General features: G+C 58.3%; 23 protein-coding genes and 1 pseudogene. 14 read left to right on the forward strand and 10 right to left on the reverse strand.

The annotated features are described in order from the left end of the window. Nucleotides 1-9: 9 nt before the first annotated feature. On the reverse strand, nucleotides 10-1,707 hold the full coding sequence (locus tag G7W63_RS10445) for an isovaleryl-CoA dehydrogenase (protein ID WP_242634401.1): 1,698 nt from the start codon (nucleotides 1,705-1,707) through the stop codon (nucleotides 10-12). Between the two features lie 20 nt (nucleotides 1,708-1,727). Next, nucleotides 1,728-2,360 (reverse strand): TetR/AcrR family transcriptional regulator, encoded by a 633-nt coding sequence (locus G7W63_RS10450; RefSeq protein WP_166257137.1) that lies wholly within the window; start codon nucleotides 2,358-2,360, stop codon nucleotides 1,728-1,730. A gap of 274 nt (nucleotides 2,361-2,634) precedes the next feature. Between G7W63_RS10450 and G7W63_RS10455 the strand changes: the two genes are divergently transcribed. From G7W63_RS10455 to G7W63_RS10470, 4 genes are all read left to right on the forward strand, one after another. Then, nucleotides 2,635-2,856 carry a hypothetical protein gene (locus tag G7W63_RS10455; protein WP_166257140.1) on the forward strand — a complete coding sequence of 74 codons (222 nt, stop codon included), beginning with the start codon at nucleotides 2,635-2,637 and terminating at the stop codon, nucleotides 2,854-2,856. Nucleotides 2,857-3,132: 276 nt separating this feature from the next. Further along, a complete protein-coding gene (hemB, locus tag G7W63_RS10460) occupies nucleotides 3,133-4,149 on the forward strand; it encodes a porphobilinogen synthase (protein ID WP_278185421.1) in 1,017 nt (338 codons plus the stop codon). A gap of 60 nt (nucleotides 4,150-4,209) precedes the next feature. Continuing rightward, nucleotides 4,210-6,336, forward strand: coding sequence for a polyphosphate kinase 1 (gene ppk1, locus G7W63_RS10465; RefSeq protein WP_166257142.1), 2,127 nt, complete (start codon nucleotides 4,210-4,212; stop codon nucleotides 6,334-6,336). 32 nt (nucleotides 6,337-6,368) lie between these two features. Further along, a complete protein-coding gene (locus G7W63_RS10470) occupies nucleotides 6,369-7,661 on the forward strand; it encodes a DUF945 family protein (protein ID WP_166257145.1) in 1,293 nt (430 codons plus the stop codon). 43 nt (nucleotides 7,662-7,704) lie between these two features. Here the strand turns inward: G7W63_RS10470 and ggt are convergent, their stop codons facing one another. The 4 genes and pseudogenes from ggt to G7W63_RS10490 all read right to left on the reverse strand — a co-directional run bounded on the left by ggt (nucleotide 7,705) and on the right by G7W63_RS10490 (nucleotide 11,760). Then, nucleotides 7,705-9,447 carry a gamma-glutamyltransferase gene (ggt, locus tag G7W63_RS10475; RefSeq protein ID WP_166257148.1) on the reverse strand — a complete coding sequence of 581 codons (1,743 nt, stop codon included), beginning with the start codon at nucleotides 9,445-9,447 and terminating at the stop codon, nucleotides 7,705-7,707. Nucleotides 9,448-9,450: 3 nt separating this feature from the next. After that, nucleotides 9,451-9,609 (reverse strand): annotated as a pseudogene (locus tag G7W63_RS19980) (4Fe-4S dicluster domain-containing protein); the annotation flags it as partial. Between the two features lie 91 nt (nucleotides 9,610-9,700). After that, entirely contained in the window at nucleotides 9,701-10,183 is a 483-nt protein-coding gene (gene coaD / locus G7W63_RS10485; RefSeq protein WP_166257151.1) for a pantetheine-phosphate adenylyltransferase, read from the reverse strand. 131 nt (nucleotides 10,184-10,314) lie between these two features. Further along, complete coding sequence (locus tag G7W63_RS10490; RefSeq protein ID WP_166257154.1) at nucleotides 10,315-11,760, reverse strand: coniferyl aldehyde dehydrogenase; 1,446 nt, start codon at nucleotides 11,758-11,760, stop codon at nucleotides 10,315-10,317. 240 nt (nucleotides 11,761-12,000) lie between these two features. Between G7W63_RS10490 and G7W63_RS10495 the strand changes: the two genes are divergently transcribed. After that, a complete protein-coding gene (locus G7W63_RS10495; RefSeq protein ID WP_166257157.1) occupies nucleotides 12,001-12,663 on the forward strand; it encodes a TetR/AcrR family transcriptional regulator in 663 nt (220 codons plus the stop codon). A 212-nt stretch (nucleotides 12,664-12,875) separates the two neighbouring features. On the opposite strand, the gene yihA is transcribed toward G7W63_RS10495, so the two are convergent. Then, complete coding sequence (gene yihA, locus G7W63_RS10500) at nucleotides 12,876-13,520, reverse strand: ribosome biogenesis GTP-binding protein YihA/YsxC (protein ID WP_166257160.1); 645 nt, start codon at nucleotides 13,518-13,520, stop codon at nucleotides 12,876-12,878. 185 nt (nucleotides 13,521-13,705) lie between these two features. Here yihA and G7W63_RS10505 point away from each other — a divergent pair, with 185 nt between their 5' ends. The 4 genes from G7W63_RS10505 (at nucleotide 13,706) to G7W63_RS10520 (ending at nucleotide 17,969) form a co-directional block, all read left to right on the forward strand. After that, nucleotides 13,706-14,314: a c-type cytochrome gene (locus G7W63_RS10505; RefSeq protein WP_166257163.1), complete on the forward strand. Its 609-nt coding sequence runs from the start codon at nucleotides 13,706-13,708 to the stop codon at nucleotides 14,312-14,314. A 267-nt stretch (nucleotides 14,315-14,581) separates the two neighbouring features. Then, complete coding sequence (locus G7W63_RS10510) at nucleotides 14,582-16,033, forward strand: alpha/beta hydrolase (RefSeq protein ID WP_166257166.1); 1,452 nt, start codon at nucleotides 14,582-14,584, stop codon at nucleotides 16,031-16,033. 373 nt (nucleotides 16,034-16,406) lie between these two features. Further along, on the forward strand, nucleotides 16,407-17,030 hold the full coding sequence (locus tag G7W63_RS10515) for a thiol:disulfide interchange protein DsbA/DsbL (protein ID WP_166257169.1): 624 nt from the start codon (nucleotides 16,407-16,409) through the stop codon (nucleotides 17,028-17,030). A gap of 78 nt (nucleotides 17,031-17,108) precedes the next feature. Continuing rightward, the gene (locus G7W63_RS10520) at nucleotides 17,109-17,969 is read left to right on the forward strand and encodes an endonuclease/exonuclease/phosphatase family protein (protein WP_166257172.1); all 861 of its coding nucleotides are present in this window, start codon (nucleotides 17,109-17,111) and stop codon (nucleotides 17,967-17,969) included. 56 nt (nucleotides 17,970-18,025) lie between these two features. Here the strand turns inward: G7W63_RS10520 and rpmG are convergent, their stop codons facing one another. The 3 genes from rpmG to radC form a co-directional block, all read right to left on the reverse strand. After that, nucleotides 18,026-18,181 (reverse strand): 50S ribosomal protein L33, encoded by a 156-nt coding sequence (gene rpmG, locus G7W63_RS10525; RefSeq protein WP_166257174.1) that lies wholly within the window; start codon nucleotides 18,179-18,181, stop codon nucleotides 18,026-18,028. A gap of 11 nt (nucleotides 18,182-18,192) precedes the next feature. Continuing rightward, on the reverse strand, nucleotides 18,193-18,429 hold the full coding sequence (rpmB, locus tag G7W63_RS10530) for a 50S ribosomal protein L28 (protein WP_166257177.1): 237 nt from the start codon (nucleotides 18,427-18,429) through the stop codon (nucleotides 18,193-18,195). 245 nt (nucleotides 18,430-18,674) lie between these two features. After that, on the reverse strand, nucleotides 18,675-19,349 hold the full coding sequence (gene radC / locus G7W63_RS10535) for a RadC family protein (protein ID WP_166257180.1): 675 nt from the start codon (nucleotides 19,347-19,349) through the stop codon (nucleotides 18,675-18,677). A gap of 193 nt (nucleotides 19,350-19,542) precedes the next feature. Here radC and coaBC point away from each other — a divergent pair, with 193 nt between their 5' ends. The 5 genes from coaBC to G7W63_RS10560 all read left to right on the forward strand — a co-directional run bounded on the left by coaBC (nucleotide 19,543) and on the right by G7W63_RS10560 (nucleotide 26,444). Further along, entirely contained in the window at nucleotides 19,543-20,754 is a 1,212-nt protein-coding gene (gene coaBC / locus G7W63_RS10540; RefSeq protein WP_166257183.1) for a bifunctional phosphopantothenoylcysteine decarboxylase/phosphopantothenate--cysteine ligase CoaBC, read from the forward strand. 30 nt (nucleotides 20,755-20,784) lie between these two features. Beyond that, nucleotides 20,785-21,246, forward strand: a complete 462-nt coding sequence (gene dut, locus G7W63_RS10545) for a dUTP diphosphatase (protein WP_166257186.1) — start codon at nucleotides 20,785-20,787, stop codon at nucleotides 21,244-21,246. A gap of 156 nt (nucleotides 21,247-21,402) precedes the next feature. Further along, complete coding sequence (locus tag G7W63_RS20125; protein WP_166257189.1) at nucleotides 21,403-24,039, forward strand: phosphomannomutase/phosphoglucomutase; 2,637 nt, start codon at nucleotides 21,403-21,405, stop codon at nucleotides 24,037-24,039. A 31-nt stretch (nucleotides 24,040-24,070) separates the two neighbouring features. After that, the gene (argB, locus tag G7W63_RS10555) at nucleotides 24,071-24,967 is read left to right on the forward strand and encodes an acetylglutamate kinase (RefSeq protein ID WP_166257192.1); all 897 of its coding nucleotides are present in this window, start codon (nucleotides 24,071-24,073) and stop codon (nucleotides 24,965-24,967) included. A gap of 64 nt (nucleotides 24,968-25,031) precedes the next feature. Beyond that, complete coding sequence (locus G7W63_RS10560; protein WP_207308933.1) at nucleotides 25,032-26,444, forward strand: acetylornithine deacetylase; 1,413 nt, start codon at nucleotides 25,032-25,034, stop codon at nucleotides 26,442-26,444. The last annotated feature ends 2 nt before the right edge of the window (nucleotides 26,445-26,446 follow it).

Raw genomic sequence — 26,446 nt, forward strand, 5'->3', positions numbered from 1 at the left:
CGCCCGGGGTCAGTCCCGGATCGGGGTAGCGCGCTCTATGATGGCGCGGGGGTCGGTGCCTGTCGGCAGGTTGCCGTAGTTCAACCCGCCCTGGCTTTCCAGCCGGGACGCGCAGAAAGCGTCAGCGACGGCAGCGGCCGAGTGACGTATCAACAACGAAGCCTGCATGCTCAGCGCCAGCCGGTCAACAAGATTGCGGGCGCGGTATTCAAAGTCACTGATGTCGGAGAAGTCGCTCTGCAACTGCGCCAGGAACCGGTCAAATCGACGATCGCTGCCCCTGGCTTCGGCCACTTCGCTGAAGAACGCCTGCAGGACATCGGGTTCCTTCTGCAGGGCGCGCAAGGTGTCAAGACACTGTACGTTGCCACTGCCTTCCCAGATGGCGTTGACCGGAGACTCCCTCAGCAGTCTTGGCATGATGCAATCCTCCATGACGCCGCTTCCGCCTATGCACTCCATGGCCTCGTAGGCGTGATTGGGGACGCGTTTACAGACCCAGTATTTGCCTACAGGGGTAGCCAGCCGGGCCAGAAGCCGCTCGTGGGTCACGTGCTGGTTGTCCAGTGCCCGGGCGATACGCAGTGTGAAGGCAAGGGCAGCTTCGCTTTCAAGGGCCAGATCCGCCAGCACATTCTGCATCAGGGGTTGCTGGTTGAGGTGGTTGCCGAAGACTTTCCTGTGGCGGCAATGATGCAGCGCCTGGGCTGTGGCCTGCCGCAGCCCGCCGGAGCTTCCGATCATGCAATCGAAGCGGGTCATGGCAACCATTTCAATAATGGTGGGTACGCCCCGGCCCTCTTCACCCACCATCCAGGCCAGGGCCCCCCGAAGCTCTACTTCGCTGGAGGCATTGGACGCATTGCCCATCTTGTTCTTAAGGCGCTGTATCTGCCAGGGATTCTTGGTTCCGTCCGGACGCCAGCGGGGCATCAGGAAACAGGACAACCCCATGTCGGTCTGGGCGAGCACCAGAAAAGCATCACACATCGGAGCCGACACGAACCACTTGTGACCGACCAGCTCATAGGCCTGACCCGGTCCCGGAGTGCCTGCCGGGTAGGCCCTGGTGCTGTTGGCTCTGACATCAGTACCGCCCTGCTTCTCGGTCATGGCCATGCCAATGGTGACCGAGGCCTTCTGGCTGTCAGGCACGTTGCGGGGGTCGTAACTGGTAGCAAGGATGCGCGGCTCCCAGATGGCGGCGAGCTCAGGCTGTTTGCGAATGGAAGGAATGGCGGCAAAGGTCATGGTGATCGGGCAGCCATGTCCGGCCTCAACCTGGGAGTGCATGTAGTACCGTGCGGCCCTGGCGACCTGGGCGCCAGGACCTGGATCTGTCCAGGGGCTGCTGTGCAGGCCGTGTTCCATGGCGATGGTCATCAGTTCATGGTAAGCGGGATGGAAATTGACTTGGTCAATACGGTGGCCGAAGCGGTCATGGGTGTGGAGTACAGGCTTGTACTCGTTGGCCTGGAAGCCGAGATCAATGGTGCTGGCCTTACCGGCAAGCTCGCCAAAGCGGCTCAGGTCCGCTTCTGCCCAGCTGGCGCCCTCCCGCGCGACCCCTTCCTGAAGCGCCTGATCCTGCCCGAACAGGTTGTAGTCCTGTAGAGCTGGAGGCTGGTTGACCACTTCATGGGTCACTGCCAGATAGGGGTCGCGGTTCGGGCTCTCGTTATCCTGACCGGCAGTGTTTGCGGGCATGGGCTGGCGGGCGTTCATTGTTACCTCCGGGTGCCAGTGAGCCCCTGTATGCAAAAGCAGACGATGGACTCGACCAGCTGTGTCTGAGTAGTTTGGCTAAGGGCCTGGCTGTTTCCGCTCTGTGCGGGTGACAACGGCCCAACCAGGCTTTCCGCAATGGCGCCCACCAGGCAGGTGCTGCTCTGTCGCGCATTCTGCGTGGGCAGGGCGTCGCTCTCTATTCCTTCGTTTATGGCCTTTTCGAAGTGTTCGGCGTAGGCCTGTCGGTAAAGCAACCGCTCTGCCTCGACCCGTGGATCCACCGGCTCGGCAATAAGTGACCATGCCATGGTTGGCCCGCGCAGGGCGCGTGCGGCGAACTGCCGCAAAGCGGCTTCCAGTCGGGCAACCGCATCCCCGGGTCCGGCCAGGGCCTCGGCCACCTTGTCCACTTCCCGCTGGGTCGCGGTGCGAAAGATCTCTGCGAAGAGTTCTTCCTTGGACTCGAAATGTCGGTAAATGGTTCCTGTTGCCACGCCCGCCGCTTTGGCCACATGCGTGATCTGGGCGCTTCTGAACCCGCCACTGGTTACGCGCTCGAATGCGCACTCCAGAATACGCTTGCGGGTCTGGACCTTCCGGTTGCGCATTTTTTCAGTTTCACGGTAGGCCATGGCCACTCCTGATAATAAGTGAATCATTATTCATTTCTTGTGTCAACCTGTTCGACAGCGCTTATAGCGGGCCGTGCAGCTCCTGTCATGGACGCAGAAGAGAACGGTTACAAAAAATTACAAAATATCTGTTCCATGCAAATAGCGCTGTCATCAAAACCGGATTATAAAGACGCCAAGGCGAGTATGCTCGTAGGTCACTCGCCGAGACAGAGCGCCATTCTCCTGGAATGCTGTGCTCTTGGTAAGGATTTCGCTGATGGGGAGCAAAGCCATGAGTGAATTCGATGAGAGCAGTCTGGAACGATCCGTTAGTTGGGGGAGCGACGGCGAGGATAACCATTCCATCGCAGGCCGTGCCCGTGTCCGGGCCCAACTGGCAGCGGATATTGAAGCCTTTCTGAGTCAGGGTGGCACCATCAAGGAAGTTGACACAACCCTGCGTTCCGAGCCCCCACGCAAGGTCGAGACGGGTTTTAACAACCGTTCCATCTGAGTTGCGAGTCAGTGGCGCCCTTCAAGTGGATGGCGCCGTCTTCCAGCCTTTCTTCTATTGAGAGCGGGATATTTGTACCGATGCCCGATCTGCAGTCATGCCGCAGCCAGAGCAGCCGTGTATGATGAACAGGATTGACTGCTGATCAGCGATTCTCCCTCAAATTGTCATAGGGCAGCGACACTATGTCAGTGTCAAAACCAAGGTTCGCTCCGGGCTGTAGGCCGGGGTTGGCAGGTCAGAATCGTCCGTTAACACGTTGAAAGGAGGTTGTTTGTGTTTTCACCCCGTCACCGTCTGTTTCCCGCCACAAGACCCCGCCGTAACCGGGTTGATGACTTTTCTCGTCGCATGGTTAGGGAAACCCGCCTCTCGGTGGACAACCTCATCTATCCGGTGTTTGTGCTGGAAGGGGAGAACCAGCGTGAGGAGATTGCTTCCATGCCGGGGGTTGAGCGCCTGAGCATCGATCTCCTGGTGAAGGAGGCAGCCGAACTAGTGGAACTGGGCGTGCCTGCGATCGCACTCTTCCCGGTGGTGCCGGCCAGCGAGAAGAACCTCTCCGGTTCCGGCGCCTGGGACACCCAGGGTCTGGCCCAGCGAGCAACCCGGGCCCTTAAACTGGCACACCCGACCCTGGGCGTGATTACGGATGTCGCCCTGGACCCGTTCACCACCCACGGTCAGGACGGCATTATTGATAACGATGGGTACGTGATGAACGACGTCACTGTCGAGGCTCTGGTTCACCAGGCCCTGTCCCACGCAGACGCCGGTGCCGATATTGTAGCGCCTTCAGATATGATGGACGGCCGGGTAAAGGCGATCAGGGAGGCGCTGGAATCCGCTGGCCATGTCAATACCCGCATTCTAGCCTACGCAGCAAAGTACGCCTCCAGTTATTACGGGCCTTTCCGGGATGCGGTGGGGTCGGCCGCCAACCTTGGAAAGAGTAACAAGGCCAGCTACCAGATGGACCCGGCCAACAGTGATGAAGCCATTCACGAGGTGGCCATGGATCTGGCGGAAGGTGCCGATATGGTCATGGTGAAGCCGGGGATGCCCTACCTGGATATTGTCTATCGGGTGAAACAGGAGCTGAAGGTGCCCACCTTTGTCTATCAGGTCAGTGGTGAATACGCCATGCATATGGCCGCTGCTGAGAAAGGCTGGCTGGATGGCGATGCTGTCATGATGGAGAGCCTGATTTGCCTGCGCCGGGCGGGCGCCGATGCCATTCTCACCTATTTCGCCCGGCGCGCCGCCCGGCTGCTTAAACAATCGTCAGCCTGACGCCTTGCCACTGAGGCTCCGGCAGGTCGGAAACCTTGTATTAAAAGGATCTGCAACGTCATGAGTACGGACTCGAATAGCACCCTGAGCCAGGAAGTTGGCACCACCCAGGCTTTGCCGGAATTGTTGCCACCTCTGGACCCGGCGGCCCGGGAGCATTATCTGAATCGCGAGCTCAGCCATATCCAGTTCAACTTCCGCGTACTTCAGCAGGCTCTGGACGAAAACATTCCGCTCATCAATCGTCTGATCTTCTGCTGCATATTCAGCAGCAACATGGACGAATTTTTCGAGATCCGGGTGGCTGGGCTGCGCCAGCAGATGAAGTACGGGCGCGAGAGCGTCGGCCCTGATGGACTTTTGCCGGAGCAGCTGCTGAACGAGATCAGCAAGGTCGCCCACGAGTATATCGACGCCCAGTACGACATTCTCAACAATGAGCTGATTCCGGCCATGAAGCGGGAAAACATCCATTTTGTCAGGCGCCGGGAGTGGACCCCGGCGCAGGCAGCCTGGGTTCAGCGTTACTTTGAGGATGAGATACTGCCGGTTGTGAATCCGATCGGGCTTGACCCCTCGCACCCGTTCCCCCGACTGGTTAACAAGAGTCTCAATTTCATCGTCGAACTGGACGGCAAAGACGCGTTCGGGCGGGAAACCGGCATGGCCATTGTGCCGGCGCCAAGGTCTCTGCCGCGGCTGGTGCGCCTGCCTGACGATGTGTGTGAGGGCGGGGAGAACCTGGTGTTCCTGTCGTCGATGATCCACGCCCACACCGACGAATTGTTCCCGGGCATGGAAATCAAGGGCTGCTACCAGTTTCGCCTGACCCGGAACGCAGATCTGGAGCTGGAGGACGATCTGGAGGACCTGGCCTCGGCCTTGCGGGGCGAGCTGCTCAGCCGCCGCTTTGGCGATGGGGTCCGGCTCGAGGTGGCGGATAACTGTCCGGACGAGCTGATGCAGTTTCTGCTCAAGGAGTTCGGGCTTTCCGAGAGGGAGCTTTACCGGGTCAATGGCCCGGTCAACCTGACGCGACTGATGGCGGTCGGTGGTCTGGTCGACCGGCCGGATCTGACCTACCCGGGCTTCTCCCCGGCGGTGCCCAAGCAGATACGCAACAAGGAGCTGATTTTCGATGCGATCCGCCAGCAGCCGGTGCTGCTGCTGCATCCCTACGAAAGTTTTACCCCGGTAATAGATTTTCTGCGTCAGGCTGCCAAAGATCCCCAGGTCCTTGCGATTCGCCAGACCCTATACCGTACCGGTGCTGACTCTGAGATTGTCGAGGCGCTTATGGACGCCGCCCGCCGGGGCAAAGAGGTCACCGCGGTCATTGAGTTGCGGGCGCGCTTTGATGAGGCCGAGAACCTGGAGCTGGCAAGCCGGCTCCAGGAGGCAGGCGTTATCGTCGTTTACGGTGTCGTGGGTTACAAAACACACGCCAAGATGATCCTGATCGTGCGCCGCGAGGAGGGCCGTCTGAAGCGTTATGTGCATCTCGGCACGGGCAATTACCATGCCGGCAACGCGCGGCTGTATACCGACTACAGCCTGCTGTCCTGTGACGATGCCCTGGGGGATGATGTCAACAAGCTCTTCCAGCAGCTCACCGGCATGGGCAAGGCGCTGAAGATCAAGAAACTGTTCCATGCGCCCTTCACCCTGCACCGCAGACTGATTGAACTGATTGACCGCGAAGCTGCCCATGGTGAAGACGGTCACATCATATTCAAGATCAATGCCCTGACTGACCCTGATGTCATGCAGGCTCTTTACCGGGCCTCCCAGGCAGGTGTGAAGATAGATCTGATCGTCCGGGGCATCTGCTGCCTGCGCCCAGGCATCGTGGGGCTGTCCGAGACCATCCATGTGCGATCCATCATCGGCCGTTTTCTGGAGCATTCCCGGGTCTATTACTTCTGCAACAACGGCAAGGTGGAAGTCTTCTGCTCCAGCGCCGACGCCATGGTCCGTAACCTGGTCAACCGGGTTGAAGTGGCTTTTCCCATTGAAGACAAGGACCTTGCCGCCAGGGTGAGGGACGATCTGGATGCCTATCTTGCCGATAACTGCCAGAGTTGGGTGTTGCAGGCCGATGGTCGTTACGTCCAGAATCAGCCGGCGCCGGAAGAGGAGCGGTTCGCTTCCCAGACAGCGCTGCTGGACCGTCTGACCACAAAATAGCCAACAGAGCCCTTTCATCGGAGTAATCAGTAATGAAAAAATGGATAGTCGCAGCGCTGCTGGTTCTCGCTGTTGTCATGGTCGCGCCCTGGGGTGTTGGCGTGCTTACGGAGCAACAGTGGGCTCAGGCGGAAGCCCAGATGAATGCCCAGCAGGAAATGCTGGCAATGGATACCAGGACTTATGAACGCAGTTACTTTGGCGCCGACGTGGCAGGCGTCCTGCGTATACAGGACCCCAGCTCGGGCGACATGGTAGACGTTCCCTATCAGGGCGAGGTCAGCCATGGCCTGCTCAGTAGCCAGATCGACCTGCAGCTTGGTGATCCAGGGTCTGAACTGATGCAGCAGCTGTTTCCGGAAGACCAGCCCAGCATTTCCACGACCGTTAACGCCTGGGGTACGGCAGATATCGTGTTTACGGTGCCAGCCATCGATGCCCGTGACGAGGAGACCGGCGAATCCCTGAAAGCATTCGAGCTGATCGGCCGGCTTGTTATCGCGGATAAAGGGGGCAGTTTTGAGCTTGATGTTGACTGGCAGGGCATGGTTGCCCTCGGCCCCGATGCCGGTTTCACGGTAAACAATCTGCTGCTGCACCAGTCAATGGAGCGCCTGAGGGGCGATGTCTGGACCGGTACCGGCACCATCGAGATTGATACCGTCACGGCCCGTCTGGAGGGTCAGCCCGAGCTGAGCCTGCAGGGCCTGTCGCTGGACAGCACAACCCGGGCCGGGGAGGGAGGTGATAGCTTCAGCACCGATACTGCCATAGAAATCGGCCAGGCCACTTCAGCCGCGGGCGAGTCAGGACCTTACCGGGCCCGTTTTGCCATGGAGGAGCTTGATGTGGATGCCTGGAATGGCCTATTGGCTGCTTTTGCCGAACTTCAGATGCTCAACGCCGCCTCCTCCCAGGAGCAATCCCAGCAGCAGCTGATGGAGCAACAGATGCAGGCCATTGACAGCCTGAACGCCAGTCTCAGGCGTCTGGCTGCCGGCGGCTTTGCCATCGGATTCCCGGAAGTAGGCCTGACCTTCCCGGAAGGCCGGGTCACGGGGGAACTCATGCTGCGCCACCCGGAGTTGAGCCAGCAGGAGGCGGAAGATATGGCCCTGGTCATGGAGCGCCTGACAGGCAACCTGGATCTGCGCCTGCCGGCCGAGTTGGTCAGCTCGCAGCCTGCCCTGTTGAACCAAATGGCACCGCTGATCGAGCAGGGCCTGATTACCCCGGATGGCGAAGATTACGTTCTGGATGCGGAGCTCGAAAACCTGCAGTTGGACGTCAACGGCACACTGATTCCCCTGCCGCCCATGATCTGACAGGTAACGACTGGCATAGAGCCGGCAAGTCCTAGAAGTTCTGTCAGTTGTCAGGAAGGGGAGGTGGTCCGACGCTGCCCGCGCCCCCGCCCCGGGGGTCGGAAACCGCCAGGCTGGTCCGGTCGGGTTTGACCACGATAAGCTGCATGTTGCCATACTCCCTGCCGACATCGTCCAGTTCATGGCCCAGGGACCTGAGCTGGTCCAGTACGGAGTTGCTCAGGCTTCCAGGTTCATACTGAATCACATCGGGCAGGTATTGATGATGGAAACGGCCGGCCTGAACCACTTCTGGCGCAGTCTTGCCGTCGATCAGATCAAGCAGGCCAAGATAGACCATGGTGATAATCCTGCTTCCGCCGGGCGTGCCTATGATGGCGCTTCGGCCACCGTTTGCGTCGGACATCAGGGTCGGCGTCATGCTGGAGAGTGGGCGTTTGCCCGCCTCAACCTTGTTTGCCTCGCCGCCCACTAGGCCGTACGCATTGGGCACGCCCGGTTTGATGGCAAAATCATCCAGTTCATTGTTCAGCAGGACGCCGGTCTGTGCTGACAGAAACGCCGATCCGAAGGGCAGGTTAATGCTCAGGGTGGCGCTGACGCGGTTACCGTCGCGGTCCAGCACGGAAAGATGTGTGGTATGCATGCCGGCGCCAAGATCGCCATCCAGGTCCTCACTTGGTGTCGCCGACGACATGGAAATGGTGCTCGCCAGTTCAGCCAGGTAGGCTTTAGCCGTCAGTTTTGCCAGGGGTATATCGGTAAAATCAGGGTCGCCCAAATACAGGGCCCGGTCACGATAGGCCCGGCGCATGATCTCAGCAAGATAATGCACCCGGGCGGCTTCCGGGGACAGATCGCCCTGCTCAAGCTGTTGCCGGGGCACCGCCGCCATCATGCCAAACATCTGGGCCAGGGCAATACCTCCAGACGAGGGCGGTGGCGCGCTCCAGAGCTGGCGGTCACCGACCTGAATCCGGATGGGTTCGCGCTCGATCACCCGGTAACCCGCCAGGTCTTCCCGGCTCCAGATGCCTCCCGCCCGCCTGACATCCTCCACCAGCTCGCGGGCGACCCGCCCTTCATAAAACCCTTCATGGCCATCGCGCGCCAGCTGGCTCAAGGTATTGGCCAGGGCCGGTTGACGTATGGTGGCGCCCTCTTCAGGGATCTGCCCGTCGCGCAGGAATACGGCGCTGGCGTCTGGGTATTGCCGCAGTGCGGTCTGACGCCAACCGGCCAGGCGCTGGTAGTGCTCATCTACCGGAAAGCCCTCGTTGGCCAGGCGGATCGCAGGCTCAAGTACCGGCTCAAGCGCCAGCTCGCCGTAATGCTGGCTGATATGGGCAAAGGCCGCCGGCTGACCCGGAATGCCCGCCGCAAGGGGACCGTTGACCGAGAGTTTGTCAGGGTGAACATAGCCATTGGCGTTCAGGTACATGGTCTCGTGGGCCGCCCCAGGGGCCGTTTCACGGGCATCCACAAAGATGGTATCGCCAGTGCCGGTTTGCAGCAGCCAGAAGCCTCCGCCACCGATGCCTGCGCTGTATGGCTCAACCACGCCGAGCACGGCTGCAGTGGCGATAGCGGCATCGAAGGCATTGCCGCCGGCGGCCATGACATCGATGCCGGCCTGAGTTGCCAGAGGGTGTGCGCTGGCCACAGCGGGCTGATACGCAGTATCAACGGCAAGGCTCTGGTCAGCCCTGATGCCCGGGTCTGCGCAGCCGGTAAGAGCAACCAGCAGGGTGAGGGTGACGGCGGAAAAACGGCAGAATCTGAACATGATCTATTGACCTGTCAGTTGGTGATACCTGGCCATCAGTTGGGCCTTGTCTTCCATGAGAGCCGGGTCGAGTGGAATACAGGCGACAGGACAAACCTGCTGGCACTGGGGTTCATCATAATGACCGACACATTCGGTACAGCGTGCCGGGTCAATAACGTATGCATTCGTCAGTAATGATCTAGGCCACTCAACGTTACCTCAGGCAAATGGCATGGGAAAGTTCAAGTTTCCTATACTCCCGGTATCAGCTTCAGGCGTTGGCAAATCGCCTCTTGAGCGCCTGGGCGACCTCCGGATCGACAAATTCGTCGACATTGCCGCCGAGGGAGGCAATCTCACGAATCAGGGTGGATGATATATAGGAAAGGTGATTGGCCGGGGTCAGGAAAACGCTCTCCACATCCGGCGCCAGATGGCGGTTCATATCAGCCAGCTGGAATTCGTACTCGAAGTCAGACACCGCCCGCAGGCCACGAAGAATAACGGAGGCTCCCTGCTGCACAACAAATTCAGCCAGAAGGTTGTTGAAGCCGGTGACCGAGACGTTAGGAAGGTGTGTGGTCGCCTTCTGAACGAGCCGGACCCGTTCCTCAAGACTTAGCAGCGGTTGTTTCTTTGGGCTATGGGCGACCGCAACCACTACTTCATTGAATAGCTTGCCTGCGCGTTCGATCAGGTCAGTGTGGCCGTTGGTCACGGGATCAAACGTGCCGGGGTAAATAACCTTTGTCATGGGACATCCTCTTCAACTGGAAGCCCCTAGCATACCAGTTAGCGGGCGCTTGATCGCCTCCTGGCCCAGCATGGAGGATCGATCCTCTGCGCACCCTTTCCCGACGCCGCGCCGGGAAAGGGTGAGGCTGCCTAGCGGATAAACATCTTGTACACCATCCTGTGCATGGCGGTGCCGTAGGGAGCGTACACGTACTTGCTGCTGTTGAAACGCTGCTTGCTAAAGACGGCCTTGGCGTGGGAGAAGGTCTGGAAGCCCTCCTTGCCGTGATAGTTGCCCATGCCGGAAGAGCCGATGCCGCCGAAGGGCATGTCATCCTGGGCAACATGCATCAGCGTATCGTTGATGCAGACACCGCCCGAATGGGTGTTGTCCAGGACATGATCCTGAGCCTCACGGTCATAGCCGAAATAGTAGAGTGACAGCGGCCTTGGACGGTCTTTTATGTAGTTAATCGCGTCGTCGAGGGTGTTATAGCTGATCACGGGCAGGATGGGTCCGAAAATCTCATCCTGCATCAATTTCATGTCCTCCGTCGCATTGAGCACCAGGGTGATGGGCATTTTCCGGGTGCCGTCCTGCAGATTTTCCCGGGCCGGGTTGACCTCCACCAGTTCGGCGCCTTTCGCCTGGGCATCGTCGAGGTAGCTTTTCAGGCGGTCATACTGACGCTCGTTGATAATGGCCGTGAAGTCATCATTATCACGAAGATTCGGGTACATGCAGGCGAACTGGTTACGGAATTCCTCAACGAAATTCTGGATCCGGTCCCCGGGGCACAGCACATAATCCGGTGCAACGCAGGTCTGGCCGGCATTGAACGCCTTGCCAAAGGCCAGGCGATGGGCAGCATCCTCCATGGGCACATCGCTTGAAATGATGGCCGGAGATTTGCCACCCAGTTCCAGGGTGACCGGCGTCAGGTTCTCTGCCGCCGCCCGCATGACAAGCTTGCCGACGGCGGTTGAGCCGGTGAACAGCAGGTGGTCAAACGGACGGCTGGAGAAGTCCGCTGCAACGTCTGCCTCACCGGTAATGACGGCCACCAGGTCCTGGGGAAAGGTGTCGTCCATTAGTTCCTTGAACAGGGCCGAGGTATGGGGGGTGAACTCCGACATCTTGATCATCACGCGGTTGCCTGCGCAGAGCGCGGAAATCATCGGGCCGACGGCCAGATACAGCGGATAATTCCAGGGCACGATGACGCCACAAACGCCCAGAGGCTGGTAGTGAATCTTGTTGCTGGCGGGCTGGAAGAGCATGGAAACCTTGCGTTTTTCAGGTTTCATCCAGCCCTCCAGATGCTTGAGGGTGTGGTTTATACCCTGAATCGCCGGCATGATTTCAGCGATTTTGCTCTCGTCTTTTGAGCGGCAACTGAAATCCCGATCTATGGCTTCCACCAGTCGGTCTTCGTGAACCAGCAAGGCCCGCTTCAGCCGCTTCAGGTTCTCCTTGCGCTCAGTCAGGGTAGGCATGGGGTTGCGCCGATAGGCCTGGCGCTGCTCCTCGAAAATGCGGCCGGTGTACTGGATCTGCTTCTTGCTCTCGGTTAACTGAACGACATTGGCGACCATGAGTCTCTCCTTAACGCAACGGCTGGCGGGGCTAACGGGCCGGCCGCCTGATTTTGTAGGGTGTGCTTTTGAGGTTACTGCAACAATGCTGTGATGCTTAAAAAGTGTTCAGTTTGCGCACAGCGATATTATTAGAGTATATACTCTAGTGAGTCAAGCTGCCGCCCCCGGCGAATCGGGCCAGTTCATGGTTTAACCTGAAGCGCCGGGTAAACAAAAGATCGTCCTGACAGTGAGCCTATGAAAACGAGAGACAAGATCCTGTTGTCGGCCCTGGAGCTTTTCAACGAACGTGGCGAGCGCAACGTCACCACGAATCATATCGCGGCTTTCCTGGCAATATCCCCGGGTAACCTCTATTACCACTTCAGAAACAAGTCCGACATTATTTACGAGATTTTTCTCGAGTACGAAAAGCTGGTGGACTATTACCTGGAAATACCCGACGACCGACCGCTGTGGCTTGAGGATATGACGTTCTATCTGGAGTCGGTGTTCGACGGGCTCTGGAGTTACCGATTTTTTCATCGCGACCTGGAGTTTTTGCTGGACAGCGATTCCCGCCTGCGAGACGACTACAAGCACTTCACCAACCGCTGTCTGGGCGCGATCAACCGGATATTTGATGGTCTGGCAGAGGGCGGAGTGATTGAGCCACAGCCGGAAGATCTGCGTTCGGCCATGTCCCTGAATGTATGGCTGGTTATCACCAACTGGATGGCCTTCCTCAAGACCGCTCATGGATCGGGTCTGTCCAACGATCTCACGTTGGTTCAGCTCAAACAGGGTATTTACCAGGTACTTACCCTGGAATTGCCTTATCTCACGCCGGAGTTCCGGGAGCCGGTGATGGCGCTGCGGGAAAAGTATCGGCCGGAGTTGCCTGAGGCGCGGGTGGCGTAAACGAGGGTGAACGATAAGGCCGGAGGTCAAGATCAAAAATGTAACACAAAGGAACTTTATGAAAATCGGCCGGTCCTAGGGTTAGACGCTGAGGAATTCGGACATTCCATGGCGTCTTCCTGAGTTATCTCAGGCTTTAGCACGTCGCAAACCCTGACGTTTCACCCGGTCCCTCAACGGCCGGGTTTTTTTTGCCTTTATCGAAGCTGGACCTAGGTGCTCTGGATCTCGGCCGTTGTCCCTTCCAGCCACGCTGTCAATGCGGTACGGCTTTCTTCAAGCCCGGTTTTATCGGTGGATGAAAACATCACCAAATGGTGCACGTAGCTGAATCCCTTGAGCTGTGCGGCGATCTTGTGCATGGCTGTTTTGGCCTGGCCGAATTTTAGCTTATCGGACTTGGTGGCGAGAATCATCAGGGGCAACTTGTTATGTTCGCACCATTCCACCATCATCTGGTCGAAATCCGTCATCGGGTGGCGAATGTCCATGACCAGCACCAGTCCTCTCAGGCTCTGGCGCTGGGAGAGGTAATTGTCCAGGTGTTTTTGCCAGTCATCTTTCATGTCACGGGAAACTCTGGCATAACCATAACCCGGCAGATCAACCAGCCGGCAGGCGGGGCGATTGAGAGAGAAGAAGTTGATCAGCCGGGTGCGCCCGGGGGTTTTGCTTGTTCGCGCCAGTTTCCCGTTTACTGTGATGGTGTTTATGGCACTGGACTTGCCAGCATTGGATCGGCCAGCAAAGGCGACTTCGCCGCCCTCGTCCGGCGGACATTCCGACAGTTTGGAGGCGCTGACCAGGAAGCGGGCGCTGTTGAAAGATATTGACTTGTCAGTGATTTCGTCGGGCACGGTTAAGGGAGGACCTATTGATTTCAGTTGTCGGGGATTAATGTATAATGCTACACCAAATTCGGACAGCGCGCAGAGCCTTGGTATAAAGGCCCCTAAACCGGGTCGGTCAACATCTGCAGGCTGCTTAACGCACAATGTGTTTATCGCGCAACGTGTATAGATGAGAGAGAAGCGGAGCGAGCATGAAAAAACTGATCGCAGGTGTTGTTCTCGGCGTCAGTCTGACGGCCACGGCCTTCGGCGCGGGAGATCCTGAAGCAGGCGAAGCAAACGCCGCGACATGTGCGGGCTGTCACGGGCAGGGTGGAGCCGAGCCCGCCATGGCTGTGTACCCTAAAATCGCCGGTCTGGGGGAGAAGTATCTTCACCAGCAGCTTAGCCTGATCAAATCCGGTGAGCGTCCGGTTCCGGAAATGACAGGCTTGCTGGACGATATGTCCGAAGATGACCTGGAAGATCTGGCGGCTTACTTCAATGAACAGTCGATCACCATCGGCAAGGCCGACCCTGATCTGGTGGAGGAAGGCCGGAATCTCTACCGCGGCGGAAGCCTGGCCTCCAATGTGCCGGCCTGTGTGGCTTGCCATAGCCCCCAGGGCAAGGGTAATGAACCTGCGGCCTACCCTCTTCTGGGTGGGCAGAGTGCGGAATACGTCAGCAAACAGCTGAAAGCCTACCGTGACGGTGAACGGGACAGTGGTCCGCAAGCCGGTATCATGATGGATGTGGCATCGAAGCTGTCTGATAAAGAGATAGAAGCATTGGCAAGCTATATATCGGGCCTGCACTGACCTCAGATAACAGAAAGTAAGAAGCCCCGCCAAGTGCGGGGTTTTTTTATGCCCGGGCCCCGCTGATGAATGAGTCATCGCGGATAGTCCGAATAAGCGGTTTGCCTAAGGCATTTGTTAATTGCGCCGTTTACCGAATGCTCCTAAGGTATAGGTCGCTGGCTTTAGAAATGTAATTTCGCTTAGCGAAACAAGGTGCCTACAGCAGTAATAAGTGCCTACAGCAATAATATGGAAGTGCCTACAACAATAATTTGGAGATGAAACATGATAGTAAGTAAAAACCTCTTGGCGCTAGCCTGTGCCACTGCAGTAGCTGTTACCGCCCCGACCGTCGCCTATGCCAAGGCATCGGACCAGGGCAAAGCGCAGGGGCAGGGAATAGGCAACGGCTTGACCGAGCAAGTACGTGAACACGACAGTCGGGTTTTCCAGGTTCAGGAAAATGCCGATCTGGCTTTCACTGCTCTCGAGGATGCCACATCCTATTGGGGTGTTTATGAGGGCATTCAGGGGCCGGCCTCCTACACCGCCGAATTTCCGCAGAACTGGCATGGCGGTGTGATCATGTACACTCACGGTTTCCGTGGCCAGGGGGAGACGGTGACCCGTGAGGTGCCTAACCTTGCGTTTCGAAGTACGGCCCTGGCTCTTGGTTATGCCTGGGCGGCCTCTTCCTATTCGGCCAACTATTATGACGTTCGTGCCGCCATTGAGGATACCAACCGCCTGGCGCTGGAGTTGACGGATTATCTTGAGCGCGACTGGAGTGTCGGGTATGAGGACCCGGGTCAGTATCTGATTGCCGGCGTTTCGATGGGGGGGCACGCAGCTGCCGCCGCCGTCGAGCGGGAAACCCTGGAGACGGCTCGTTATCCGGTTGCTTACGACGGGGCCCTACCCCTGTGCCAGGCGGAACAGAACCAGTTTCAGTGGCTTGGTGACTACCCCCGCGTTGTCAGGGAGCTTGGTGGCTTCGGCCATCGGCCTTACGAGGACTTTCAGGATTATCTCGGCGAGGCACTGTTCAACCTGTTCGAATTCGATGGCGGTGCGCCCACTTACGTGCCAAAAAATGAAGCTGGCCAACGCCTGAAGGACATCGCGATGAACCTGACGGGCGGAGACCGGCCGATTTTTGACGAGGGCTTTCAGAGTCCGGTTTGGCAGGGAGCGGTTCTGGGTACTGGCGGACGCGACGGGACGGTAACCGGCATACTGGCGAATGATATCTACGATAATACCGACCGTATCTATCGATGGACAGACGGCGAGCGCTTTACCGGCGAGGAACGGGCATTCACCGCCCAGGTTGGTCGATTCCATGCGGACAAGGGAGTTAACTCTGTGCGCGACGACGGCGTCCGCTGGCTGCCCCTGGTTCAGGGCGACTTCGATGTGCCGGTATTGACCATGCACACGCTGGGTGATTTCTTCGTACCGTTTGTACACCAACAGCTCTATCGTGAAGCCGCCGAGGCCAATGGCAGCGATGATATGCTGGTACAGAGGGCGATCCGCGATCCGAACCACTGCGGCTTCTCCGGTACTGAGTTCTCGATGGCACTGGTGGATCTGGTGACCTGGGTGAACCTGGGTATCAAGCCCGGAGGCGATGACGTACTGGACCCGGTCACAGTGGCTGATGACCAATACGGCTGCAGTTACACCAACGATGAGCTGTCCGGCGGGCGGGAAGGTCTTCCACAGTGTGAATAGTCGGCAATTGCCGGTGTAATGCTGAAGCATCCGCTGAATTCTGGCGGGTGCTTCAATGTTTGCACCCAGTCCAGGGTGTCTGACGCCAACTGAATCTGAAGAAATGTTCAGGCAAAGTACGGGCCTGCCGAGTGGAACCAGATGTAAAGTGGCGAGAGAGCGATACCATCCCCTTACCTGGCTCCGGGAAGTGAATAGCCTGTCACTGGAAGGCTGGGATTGGACTGGGCATAATTCTCTTTAATAGCCCTGGTGGAGCTGGCGTGCGTTCCGGAGGGGAAAACATCACTACGAACAAGAACTTTGTGGCTTTTATGAGGTCACAAGGCTACATAAACCCGAGCCGACAAGGCTGGCTTCCACGGAGAAGGCTATGAAACAGATAATGAAGGTGACGATGTGTCTGCTTGCAGTCATGGCGATGGGGGCTCAGGCCCAGAGCTGGGAAGAAGGAAAGCATTACGAGACACTGGCGGATCCTGTTGCGACCTCAACCGAAGACAAGATCGAGGTCGCCGAAGTTTTCTGGTATGGCTGTCCCCATTGCTATTCCTTCAAGCCCCTGATTGAGAGCTGGGAAGAAGATTTGCCAGAAGATGTCGAATTCCAGCTTCTGCCGGCGGCACTTGGTGCCTCCTGGGAGCCCCATGCACGCGCGTTTTACACTGTAGAGGCCCTCGGCAAGTTTGAAGAAGCCCATGATCCGCTTTTTGACGCCCTGGCGCGTGACCGTCGGCAGCTGGACTCCGCTGAAGCCCTGGCCGACTTTCTGGCAGACCATGGGGTAGACCGCGAGGCTTTCATCAAGACCTACAACAGTTTTGGTGTAAATGCCAAGATGAACCAGGCCCAGTCAAAGATTCGCGGTGCGCGGATCACCGGCGTTCCGGCTATGCTGGTCAATGGCAAATACAAAGTGAGTGCCTCCTCAGCTGGGAGTCATGAGGATATGATCAAGGTGGTGGACTACCTCGTCGAAAAGGAACGCCAGCAATAAAAGCAATAAAAGCATGCGCCACCTGCGTTCATGCGGGGTGGCGCAGCACTTGAGGTGACCGTGTCAGAATCAAACCCGATGTACAGACGGTTCCGCAAACAGCTCAAAGGCTGGGGCGGGTCAGGGGAGCCCCGAAGAGGGTCCTGCTCAGGCACGGATCATGTGCCGGTGTTCGAGCCTGAGCGTCACATCCGGTTGCTGACCTTCAATATCCAGGTGGGAATCAATACGTCTTCCTACCGACATTACGTAACCCGAAGCTGGCAGCACTTCCTGCCCCATCGTAAACGGTTCGAGAACCTAGACCGGATTGCTTCCCTGGTTGGACAGTACGACGTGGTTGCCCTGCAGGAATGCGACGGGGGAAGCCTGCGTAGCGGGTTTATCAACCAGGTACAGTATCTGGCGGAGGCCAGCGGCATTCCCTACTGGCACCAACAGCTGAACCGGAATCTGGGTCGCCTTGCCCAGCACAGCAATGGACTGCTTAGCCGTTACCGTCCCCTTGATGTAACCGAATACCGCTTGCCAGGTCTGATTCCCGGGCGGGGCGCTATCGTAGCCAGGTATGGTTCGGAAGAGGACCCGCTGGTTCTGGTGATGATGCACCTTTCCCTCAGTCGGGCAGCGCAGCAAAAGCAGCTTGGTTATATCAGCGAACTGATTGCCGACTACCAGCATGTCGTGCTCATGGGCGACATGAATAACCATGCGGATGAGTTGCTCACCAATACGCCCCTGAGTGATTCAGGACTTATCCCCTTGCCTGATACCGCCCACAGTTTTCCTAGCTGGCGGCCAGAGCGGGCATTGGACCATATACTGGTCAGTCCGAGTCTTGAGATCAGACGCTCGGAGGTAGTGAGCTACCCGGTCTCGGATCACTTGCCGATCGCCATGGATATTGCGCTTCCGAAGGGCTATCTGAAAAAGTTCTAGTTTTTACCGAGCATAAAAAACCCGGCCAGGCCGGGTTTTTTATGAGCCAGGATCGGTTACTTGATCTTGGCTTCCTTGTACGCAACGTGCTTGCGGACAACCGGATCAAACTTCTTGATCTCGATCTTTTCCGGGGTGTTACGCTTGTTCTTGTGGGTCGTGTAGAAGTGACCCGTACCTGCTGATGACACCAGCTTGATTTTTTCGCGCATGATGCGGCTCCTTAGAATTTCTCGCCGCGGGCACGAAGATCGGCCAGCACAGCGTCAATGCCTTTTTTATCGATGATACGCATGCCTTTGGTCGAAACCTTCAGCTTTACGAAGCGGTTTTCTGACTCAACCCAGAAGCGGTGGCTCTGGAGGTTGGGCAGGAAACGGCGACGAGTGTGGTTCATCGCGTGAGATACGTTGTTACCTGAAAGCGGGCGCTTACCGGTAACCTGACAGACTCTGGACATACTTGCCTCCGACCTGAGCGTTGGTCCTGAAAAATACGAATTCGTTCAATTGCGCCTAAGAATACTCGCCAGACGCTGCCAGAACAGACGGTGAAAACGCTGGCCTGCGCTCATGACGTTTTGGCACTGCCTGAAAATAAGGGACGCTTTTATACCAGAACCGCGGCCCGAACGCAAAAATTGTTGGGAAATTAGCCAGGCAGAAACGTCGTTTACCCGCTTGAGCGACGCCCTGTGCCAGCATTTTACATCAGTCCCCGCTCAGCCAGGGAAATAACTTCGCCGTGACCGACCACCATGTGATCGAGCACCCGGATATCCACCAGCCCCAGGGCCTCCTTCAGGCGGCGGGTCAGACTGACGTCCGACTGGCTGGGCTCGGCTACCCCGGACGGATGATTATGGGCAAAAATGACTGCGGCAGCATTGAACTCCAGGGCCTGGCGTACAACCTCGCGGGGGTAGACTGCTGCTCCGTCAATGGTGCCCCGGAACAGCTCCAGGTAGCGGATGACCCGGTGGCGATTATCGAGGAATAGCCCCGCAAATACCTCATGAGGGTAAGTTCCCAGCCTGCTGCGCAGGTACGCCCGGGTGTCTTCCGGGGAGCGCAGCGGGTCGCCCTGGCGGAGGGGCTCGTCCATCACCCGCCTGGCCATCTCCATGGCGGCCTGAAGCTGGGCATACTTGGCGTCGCCAAGGCCGTTGATGCTGCAGAAACCACGGCGGGAGGCCGTCATCAGCCCGCGCAGGCTGCCGAACTGCTCAATGAGGTGCCGGGATAGGGCCATCACCGGCCGGCCCGGGGTTCCGGTGCGAAGAAATATCGCCAGTAATTCGGCGTCAGACAGGCTGCCGGCACCATGGGCGAGCAGGCGCTCGCGGGGCCGTTCGTCCGTCGGCCAGGGGAGTTGTGTCATGGCTGCTTCCTTGCGAATACGGTGAAAGGCCCCTGCGACAGCAGCATGGGCCAGTTAGATGCGCGTCCTGCGCGGACTGGATTCTACCACGGCCATTACACTGTCGGCAGGGCCCGTCCGATGCTATCTTTAACGCCTTGATTCCCTGTGCGATCGCTACACGGGTGACTGGTTCCTGTGATAAGGAGTAGGCATGGCGCAAAAACGTATTCTGCTGGGCGTAACCGGCGGTATCGCGGCATACAAAAGCGCAGAGCTTGTACGCCTGCTGAAAAAAGCCGGCCATAGGGTTCAGGTGGTGTTGACCGGCGGCGCTGAGGCTTTTATAGCCCCGCTTACTTTTCAGGCGCTCAGCGGAGAAGCTGTTCGAACCTCTCTGCTGGACCCCGAGGCCGAGGCCGGCATGGGCCATATCGAATTGGCCAAATGGGCGGACCTGGTGCTGGTGGCGCCTGCCTCTGCCAATTTTATCGCCCGTCTGGCCCATGGGTTCGCGGATGACCTGTTGACTACCGTGTGCTGCGCGACGGCCGCACCCATTGCGCTGGCACCGGCAATGAATCAGGCGATGTGGAGTAACGCCAGGACCGGGAGAAACCTGGAACTGCTTCAGGTAGATCCGCAAGTCAGCATCTGGGGTCCAGCCCAGGGCGACCAGGCCTGTGGTGACACCGGCCCTGGCCGCATGCTGGAGCCCCAGGTCATTGCCGATTTGGTAACCGCGACAGAATCAACTGGCGCGGGGGCGCTGACGGGTCAGCGTGTGGTTATTACCGCCGGGCCAACCCGGGAAGCCATTGATCCGGTCCGCTATATAAGCAATCACAGTTCCGGCAAGATGGGCTATGCTCTGGCGGCGGCTGCCAAAGCTGCCGGTGCCGAGGTGGTTCTGATCAGCGGGCCGGTCGCCCTTGCGCCTCCTGTGGGGGTGGAAGTCAGGCCTGTTATCACTGCCTTGGAGCTGTTCAATGCCGCTGATGCCGCCGTCGCCGAAACCTGTGACATATTTATCGCGACTGCAGCAGTGGCGGATTACCGGCCCCGTAATGAAACCGACCAGAAAATGAAAAAATCCGGCGAAACCCTGTCCCTGGAGCTGGTGCGCAATCCGGATGTGCTCGCCCATGTGGCAGGGCACCCCAATGCACCTTTCACGGTGGGCTTTGCGGCGGAAACCAACGACCTTGAACAGTACGCCACAGGTAAACTGAAGAAAAAGAAGCTGAATATGATCGTCGCCAATGATGTGTCACAGCCCGGCATCGGCTTCAACAGCGATGACAACGCAATCACCGTTTTCTGGGCGGACGGCAGGCAGACGTTTGATAGGTCAAGCAAGGCTGAGCTGGCGCAGCAGCTGATCCAGCTGGTTGCCCAGCGATACCGCCAGCAAAGCGGACGCTAACTATTTCAAACCCGGCAGTAAGGTATCTTTATGACTAAACGCGCATTGCAGGTCAGGGTCCTGGATCCTCGAATAGGCGACTCCATCCCACTTCCCGGCTATGCCACTGACGGTTCTGCGGGCCTCGATCTTCGGGCCTGCAGCGACGCCCCGGTTACACTTGAACCGGGTGATACGGTATTGCTGAAAACAGGGCTGTCCATGCATATCGGCGATCCCTCGCTGGCTGCGATGATCCTGCCCCGAAGTGGTCTGGGTCACAAGCATGGGATTGTGCTCGGCAATCTGGTGGGGCTGATCGATTCGGACTACCAGGGTGAGCTTATGGTGTCCTGCTGGAACCGGGGCAAGGCCAGTTTCACGGTGGAGGTCGGCGAACGCATCGCCCAATTGATTCTGGTACCTGTGGTGCAGGCGGAACTTGAGATCGTTGACGCCTTCAGCACAAGTGCCCGTGGTGATGGTGGATTCGGCTCCACTGGGAGAGGTTGAGGTCATTTTTGCTTTCGGCAGCGCTGCTCCCGGGGTAGGGCACAAATTGCCTGATCCCTCTATACTGTCCATTTAATCAATGCTTTGTAGCGTGACTGGCACAGATAATACCTGGCAAAAATGGCCGCCCTGACGGCAGACTAAACGGATTCCATTATGAAGCTCGGCAAGAAGAAGAATACAGGCGAGGCGGTCGGTGATCGGCCGGAACAGGCCCCCAAGCAGAAAAAACCGGCTAAATCCGCGAATTCTGCTCTGAAAAGCCTGAGTTCAGTGATTACGCTGCAGGCTGCGGTCGTCGTAATTGCGGGTGTTGTTGCTGCCGCACTGCTCTACCTTCTGGTACTGCAGCCGGCCGGGCAGGCCCAGGCCCGCCAGCAGGCCGAGCGCTTTGCAGATCAGGCCGCCGCCCGGATAGAACAGCGTCTCGAGCTTTTGCAGGGCCTTGTCCAGGGCTATGCCACCCAGCCCCTGGTGGTGCGGGCACTGACTGAAGGCACTGACCAGGAAGAGGTTACGGCGGGTCTTGAGAATCTGTTGCCCCAGGTTTCCGATGCATTTCTTTTTCCTTACGGTGAGATTCCACGGCGTGCCAGTGCTACCAAAGGATTGGGGTTTGCGAGTCTGGACCTGGCCCGGCGTGCCGAGTCCGGTCGGCAGGTCGCCCCGGACGCCTATCCCCGGGATGGCAGCTGGTTTGTCCAGATTGCGGCCCCGGTCCGGAATGCCAATAGCCAGGCGGTGGTCGGAAGCGTACTGGTTGTTTTTGATGCCCGCGTGCTGACGGCGGTGATGCAGCCGGGGCAGGGCCAGCCCAACGGACGCCTGACGCTGGTCCAGACCGTTTCCGGTAACGCCCAGCCCGTGGTTGCCGTTGGTGAGGGCTCGGGTGAGGCGCTGACCCGTTCGCTGAGTCCGCCCAACTGGGGACTGCAGTACGCGCCCCAGCCGACAGCTAGCAACCTGAGTGATTCGCTGTTGGCGTTACTGGTAGTGTTCGTGCCGGCCCTGGTCGCAGCAGGTATCATCTGGTTCCTGATGGCCGGCGCCCTGCGTAAACTACGGGACGAGATTGCCAGTCTGATCCAATGGGCCCATAAGGCCTTTGGTGGCGAGCGGGCCCGGCTGCCGAACCTGGAATGGGACATGGCCGCTTCTCTGGGAGAGGTTCTCCAGCGCATGGCCCAGGTTGTGGAAAAACGCCTGAGCAAGGCCACCGAGGCGGGTCGCGCCCAGGCCCCTAAGGCATCCGCGCCCGCTGCAGCCAAAGCCCGACCCGGCGCGGGTAGCGAGGAGCCTCTGTTCCAGGATAAAGACATGCTGGATATCGACATGCTGGACGGCGACGAAGATGTGCTGGGCTTCGGTGAGCCAGGGGACGATGCAGGTTTCGGAGTCGGTGAGGTCGCCCTGCCTCTGGTCAGCGTGTCGCCTTCCATTTTCAGGGCCTACGACATACGGGGAATCGTCGGGGATACCCTGACACCGGAAATTGTTGCGGTGATCGGCCAGGCCATTGGCAGCGAGGCCATCAGCCGCAATGCCACCACTTTGTGCATCGGCTATGACGGTCGCCATTCCAGCCCCGAGTTCGCAGACGCTCTTGCCCGGGGCATACTCTCGTCAGGGTGCAGCGTGATCGAGCTCGGGGCGGTCCCCACGCCCGTGCTGTATTTTGCAACCCATCTGCTTGAGACCGGGTCCGGGGTCATGGTTACCGGAAGCCACAACCCGTCCAATTACAACGGTCTCAAGATGATGATCGGTGGTGAGACCCTGTCCGGCGAGGCCATACAGAAACTCTACCAGCGCATCCAGACTGGTGATTTTGAAAGCGGTCAGGGCGCCCGCTCGGAACAGGATGTGCGCCGGGCCTATCTTGACCGCATCGTCGGCGATATTGCGGTAGCCGCACCCCTCAAGGTAGTACTGGATGCCGGCAATGGTATCGCCGGCGAACTGGGTCCGATGCTAGTGGAAGAACTGGGCTGTGAAGTGGTGCCACTGTATTGTGAAGTGGACGGCGATTTTCCCAACCACCACCCGGACCCCGGCAAGCCGGAAAACCTGGCTGACCTTATACGTCGGGTCGCTGAGGTCAAGGCCGATATTGGGCTGGCCTTTGATGGCGATGGTGACCGTTTAGGTGTGGTAACCAATACCGGCCGCATTATCTGGCCGGACCGGCTGCTGATGCTGTTTGCCCGTGATGTGGTGTCCAGAAACCCCGGCGCCGATGTGATCTATGACGTCAAATGCAGTCGGCGGTTGGCCAATGTGATCAGCCAGGCCGGCGGACGGCCGATCATGTGGAAGACCGGACATTCGCTGATGAAAGCCAAGATGCGTGAAACCGGCGCCTTGCTGGCCGGTGAAATGAGCGGGCACATGTTCTTCAAGGAGCGCTGGTACGGCTTTGATGACGGTCTCTACGCCGCTGCCCGCCTGCTTGAGATTCTCGGCGTTGAGGACCGTCAGATTGACGAGGTCTTTGAGGAGTTCCCCGAGGACATCAGTACACCGGAACTTAATGTGGCTGTCACTGATGAGAGCAAGTTCGCTCTGGTGGACAGGCTCAGTAAGGAAGGCGATTTCGGTGATGGCAACGTCAACACTATTGACGGTGTTCGGGTGGAGTATCCCGAAGGTTGGGGGCTGTGTCGGGCTTCCAACACCACGCCGGTTCTGGTGCTGAGGTTCGAGGCTGAAACCGAAGAAGCACTCGAGCGTATCAAATCCGTGTTCAGGACCAATCTCACGAAGATAGCGCCTGATCTGATTACGGATTTCTGAACCCATACACCTCTTGAAGAAGGCATTAGAAATGGCACTGGATCGTGAAACGGCCATGCAGGTGGCGGCCGTACTCAGCAAGGGCTTGCCCTATATCCAACGGTTTACCGGAAAAACCGTGGTGATCAAATACGGCGGCAATGCCATGGAAAACGAAGAGCTGAAAAGCAGTTTCGCCCGTGACATGGTGTTGATGAAACTGGTCGGCATCAATCCCATCGTGGTGCATGGGGGCGGGCCCCAGATCGGTGACCTGCTGGAGCGCCTCAATATCAAGTCCCATTTCGTCAATGGCATGCGAGTGACCGACACCCAGACCATGGATGTGGTTGAAATGGTGCTTGGCGGCCAAGTCAACAAACAGATCGTTTCCCTGATCAACAAACAGGGCGGCACCGCCATTGGCCTGACCGGTAAGGACGCAAACCTGATCCGCGCCCGCAAGCTGGAAGTCACCAGTAAAAAGGACGAACTTGCCCGCCCTGAAATCATTGATATCGGCCATGTGGGCGAGGTCGAGAGCGTCAACGTCGAAGTGATCGACATGCTGACCCGCAGTAACGTCATTCCGGTGATTGCTCCCATCGGCGTGGGCCGCGACGGGGCCTCCTACAACATTAACGCCGATCTGGTGGCAGGCAAGGTGGCCGAAGCCATGCGGGCGGAAAAACTGATTCTCCTGACCAATGTTTCGGGACTTAAAAGCAAGGACGACAAGGTATTGACCGGCCTCACCGCAGCACAGGTCAGCGCTCTCATTGAAGACGGAACCATCCACGGGGGTATGTTGCCCAAGATACGCTGCGCCCTGAGCGCCGTGGAAAATGGAGTGCGCACGTCACATATCATCGATGGTCGTGTTGCCCACGCCACGCTGTTGGAGATATTTACTGATGAAGGGGTAGGCACCCTGATTTCCCGTGGCTGAGGCTGGCTATCAGTAAAAGTCCCCTGGCCGAAGTAAGCAGTAAGCGGTGAAACTGGAGTCTGGCATGAAGAAGTTGTTTACGGTGTTGCTGGTCCTGGCTCTGGTGGCCTATGCAGGTTTCAAGGGCACAGTGTGGTATCTGGCTGATAGCAGGCTGGCTCAGGCAAGGCATGTCATGTCAGGGCATGGGGTGATATCACGGCAAGGGCTTGGCTCGAGCGTGTCGGGGCAGCTGACTTTGCAGGACGTGACCTACCAGCCTTTCCGCCTTGCTCAGCCATTGGAGGCGCAAACCCTCCATTTCAGGACCGGTTCGCCTGTGGCCCTGATCATGGCATTGCTGGAACCGCAGGACCTGCCCGGGCAATGGCAATTGGAAGCGGACAATATCTCACTGGCGCTTGATGCTGCCATGATCAAGAACTGGGTCGCGCCGGGTGAGGCCCGGATTCCCGCTCTGTTCGTGCCAGTGTGTGGGCCGGATCATCGCCAGCAGCTGGGTACCGGTGATCTTATCCGCATGGCTGTAACGGTGGTGTCTGGCGATGCGCTGCTGGAACAGACTGCCGAAGGCATGCATTTTGAGCTGAATACGGCCCAGGTGGGCAGCGTGGAGATAAATTGGCCGGGCGCGAAGCTTGACCCGACACAGCCCGGGCAGATTATCCGTTCGGGCAATCAGCCTCTTGAGGTTGTTCTGCGGGATGGCGGCTTTATGCGGAAAGTGGCTGCCTATTGTGCCAGGGAATCCGGCCTTGAGCTTGAAGACTGGGCGACGACTGTCACCGAGGGCTTTAATGAAGCGCTGCAGGCGAGGGGCTTTGAGCCCAGCCCGCAATTGCGGGCGCTGTATCGGCGTTGGGTTACCGAAGGTGGCAGTCTCGAATTCAGCCTCAAGCCCGATGCGAAGGGGCTCGGGCTGCCGGTTCGCAGCGCGGGTGAGAAAACGGAAGCTCCGGGGCAAGACAAAAGTGTGGTTGAAGAGGCCAGCATGACCCTAGGCTACAACGGCGCCCGGGTTCCGGATATTTTCCTGACAGCCGTTGAACCGGAATCCCCTGAATTGCCCCAGGCGGCACTGGAACCGGTGACCGGTGATGACCCGGAAGTGGTGGCCTGGCGCAGCGATACCGTCGATAACGCCCGGCGCTGGCTTGAACGGCGGGTCCGGGTTACGCTGGCAAGTGGCCGTGTGGTCGAAGGCAGGCTTACCGGTGCTGACGACAGACAGTTGGAAGTTGCCCGGGAAATGGATGGCGGCCTGGTTGCCTATCCCATAGATAGCAGTGCTGTTGTGACTTTCGAGGTGTGGCGCCGCTCTTCTGATCAGGGCGAGCCGGTGCCGGAGCCGGAGCTTGGCGATGGGCAACTGCCCGAACAACCGGACCCGGCTAGATTGCCCGAAGAGGTGCCTGATTCCGGCTCTGACGGAAACAGCGAGTCGCCAATCGATCCGGAGTTCCCGAACCAGGAGTGACC

Origin of the sequence: Marinobacter salicampi (assembly GCF_011074795.1) — a bacterium.
Classification (GTDB): Bacteria; Pseudomonadota; Gammaproteobacteria; order Pseudomonadales; family Oleiphilaceae; genus Marinobacter; species Marinobacter salicampi.

Coding starts and splice junctions, on each gene's coding strand:
- G7W63_RS10445 (WP_242634401.1), bottom strand. CDS start 1,707: ATGCCCGCAAACACTGCCGGTCAGGATAACGAGAGCCCGAACCGCGAC.
- G7W63_RS10450 (WP_166257137.1), bottom strand. CDS start 2,360: ATGGCCTACCGTGAAACTGAAAAAATGCGCAACCGGAAGGTCCAGACC.
- G7W63_RS10455 (WP_166257140.1), top strand. CDS start 2,635: ATGAGTGAATTCGATGAGAGCAGTCTGGAACGATCCGTTAGTTGGGGG.
- ppk1 (WP_166257142.1), top strand. CDS start 4,210: ATGAGTACGGACTCGAATAGCACCCTGAGCCAGGAAGTTGGCACCACC.
- G7W63_RS10470 (WP_166257145.1), top strand. CDS start 6,369: ATGAAAAAATGGATAGTCGCAGCGCTGCTGGTTCTCGCTGTTGTCATG.
- ggt (WP_166257148.1), bottom strand. CDS start 9,447: ATGTTCAGATTCTGCCGTTTTTCCGCCGTCACCCTCACCCTGCTGGTT.
- coaD (WP_166257151.1), bottom strand. CDS start 10,183: ATGACAAAGGTTATTTACCCCGGCACGTTTGATCCCGTGACCAACGGC.
- G7W63_RS10490 (WP_166257154.1), bottom strand. CDS start 11,760: ATGGTCGCCAATGTCGTTCAGTTAACCGAGAGCAAGAAGCAGATCCAG.
- G7W63_RS10495 (WP_166257157.1), top strand. CDS start 12,001: ATGAAAACGAGAGACAAGATCCTGTTGTCGGCCCTGGAGCTTTTCAAC.
- G7W63_RS10505 (WP_166257163.1), top strand. CDS start 13,706: ATGAAAAAACTGATCGCAGGTGTTGTTCTCGGCGTCAGTCTGACGGCC.
- G7W63_RS10510 (WP_166257166.1), top strand. CDS start 14,582: ATGATAGTAAGTAAAAACCTCTTGGCGCTAGCCTGTGCCACTGCAGTA.
- G7W63_RS10515 (WP_166257169.1), top strand. CDS start 16,407: ATGAAACAGATAATGAAGGTGACGATGTGTCTGCTTGCAGTCATGGCG.
- G7W63_RS10520 (WP_166257172.1), top strand. CDS start 17,109: ATGTACAGACGGTTCCGCAAACAGCTCAAAGGCTGGGGCGGGTCAGGG.
- rpmG (WP_166257174.1), bottom strand. CDS start 18,181: ATGCGCGAAAAAATCAAGCTGGTGTCATCAGCAGGTACGGGTCACTTC.
- rpmB (WP_166257177.1), bottom strand. CDS start 18,429: ATGTCCAGAGTCTGTCAGGTTACCGGTAAGCGCCCGCTTTCAGGTAAC.
- radC (WP_166257180.1), bottom strand. CDS start 19,349: ATGACACAACTCCCCTGGCCGACGGACGAACGGCCCCGCGAGCGCCTG.
- coaBC (WP_166257183.1), top strand. CDS start 19,543: ATGGCGCAAAAACGTATTCTGCTGGGCGTAACCGGCGGTATCGCGGCA.
- dut (WP_166257186.1), top strand. CDS start 20,785: ATGACTAAACGCGCATTGCAGGTCAGGGTCCTGGATCCTCGAATAGGC.
- G7W63_RS20125 (WP_166257189.1), top strand. CDS start 21,403: ATGAAGCTCGGCAAGAAGAAGAATACAGGCGAGGCGGTCGGTGATCGG.
- argB (WP_166257192.1), top strand. CDS start 24,071: ATGGCACTGGATCGTGAAACGGCCATGCAGGTGGCGGCCGTACTCAGC.
- G7W63_RS10560 (WP_207308933.1), top strand. CDS start 25,032: ATGAAGAAGTTGTTTACGGTGTTGCTGGTCCTGGCTCTGGTGGCCTAT.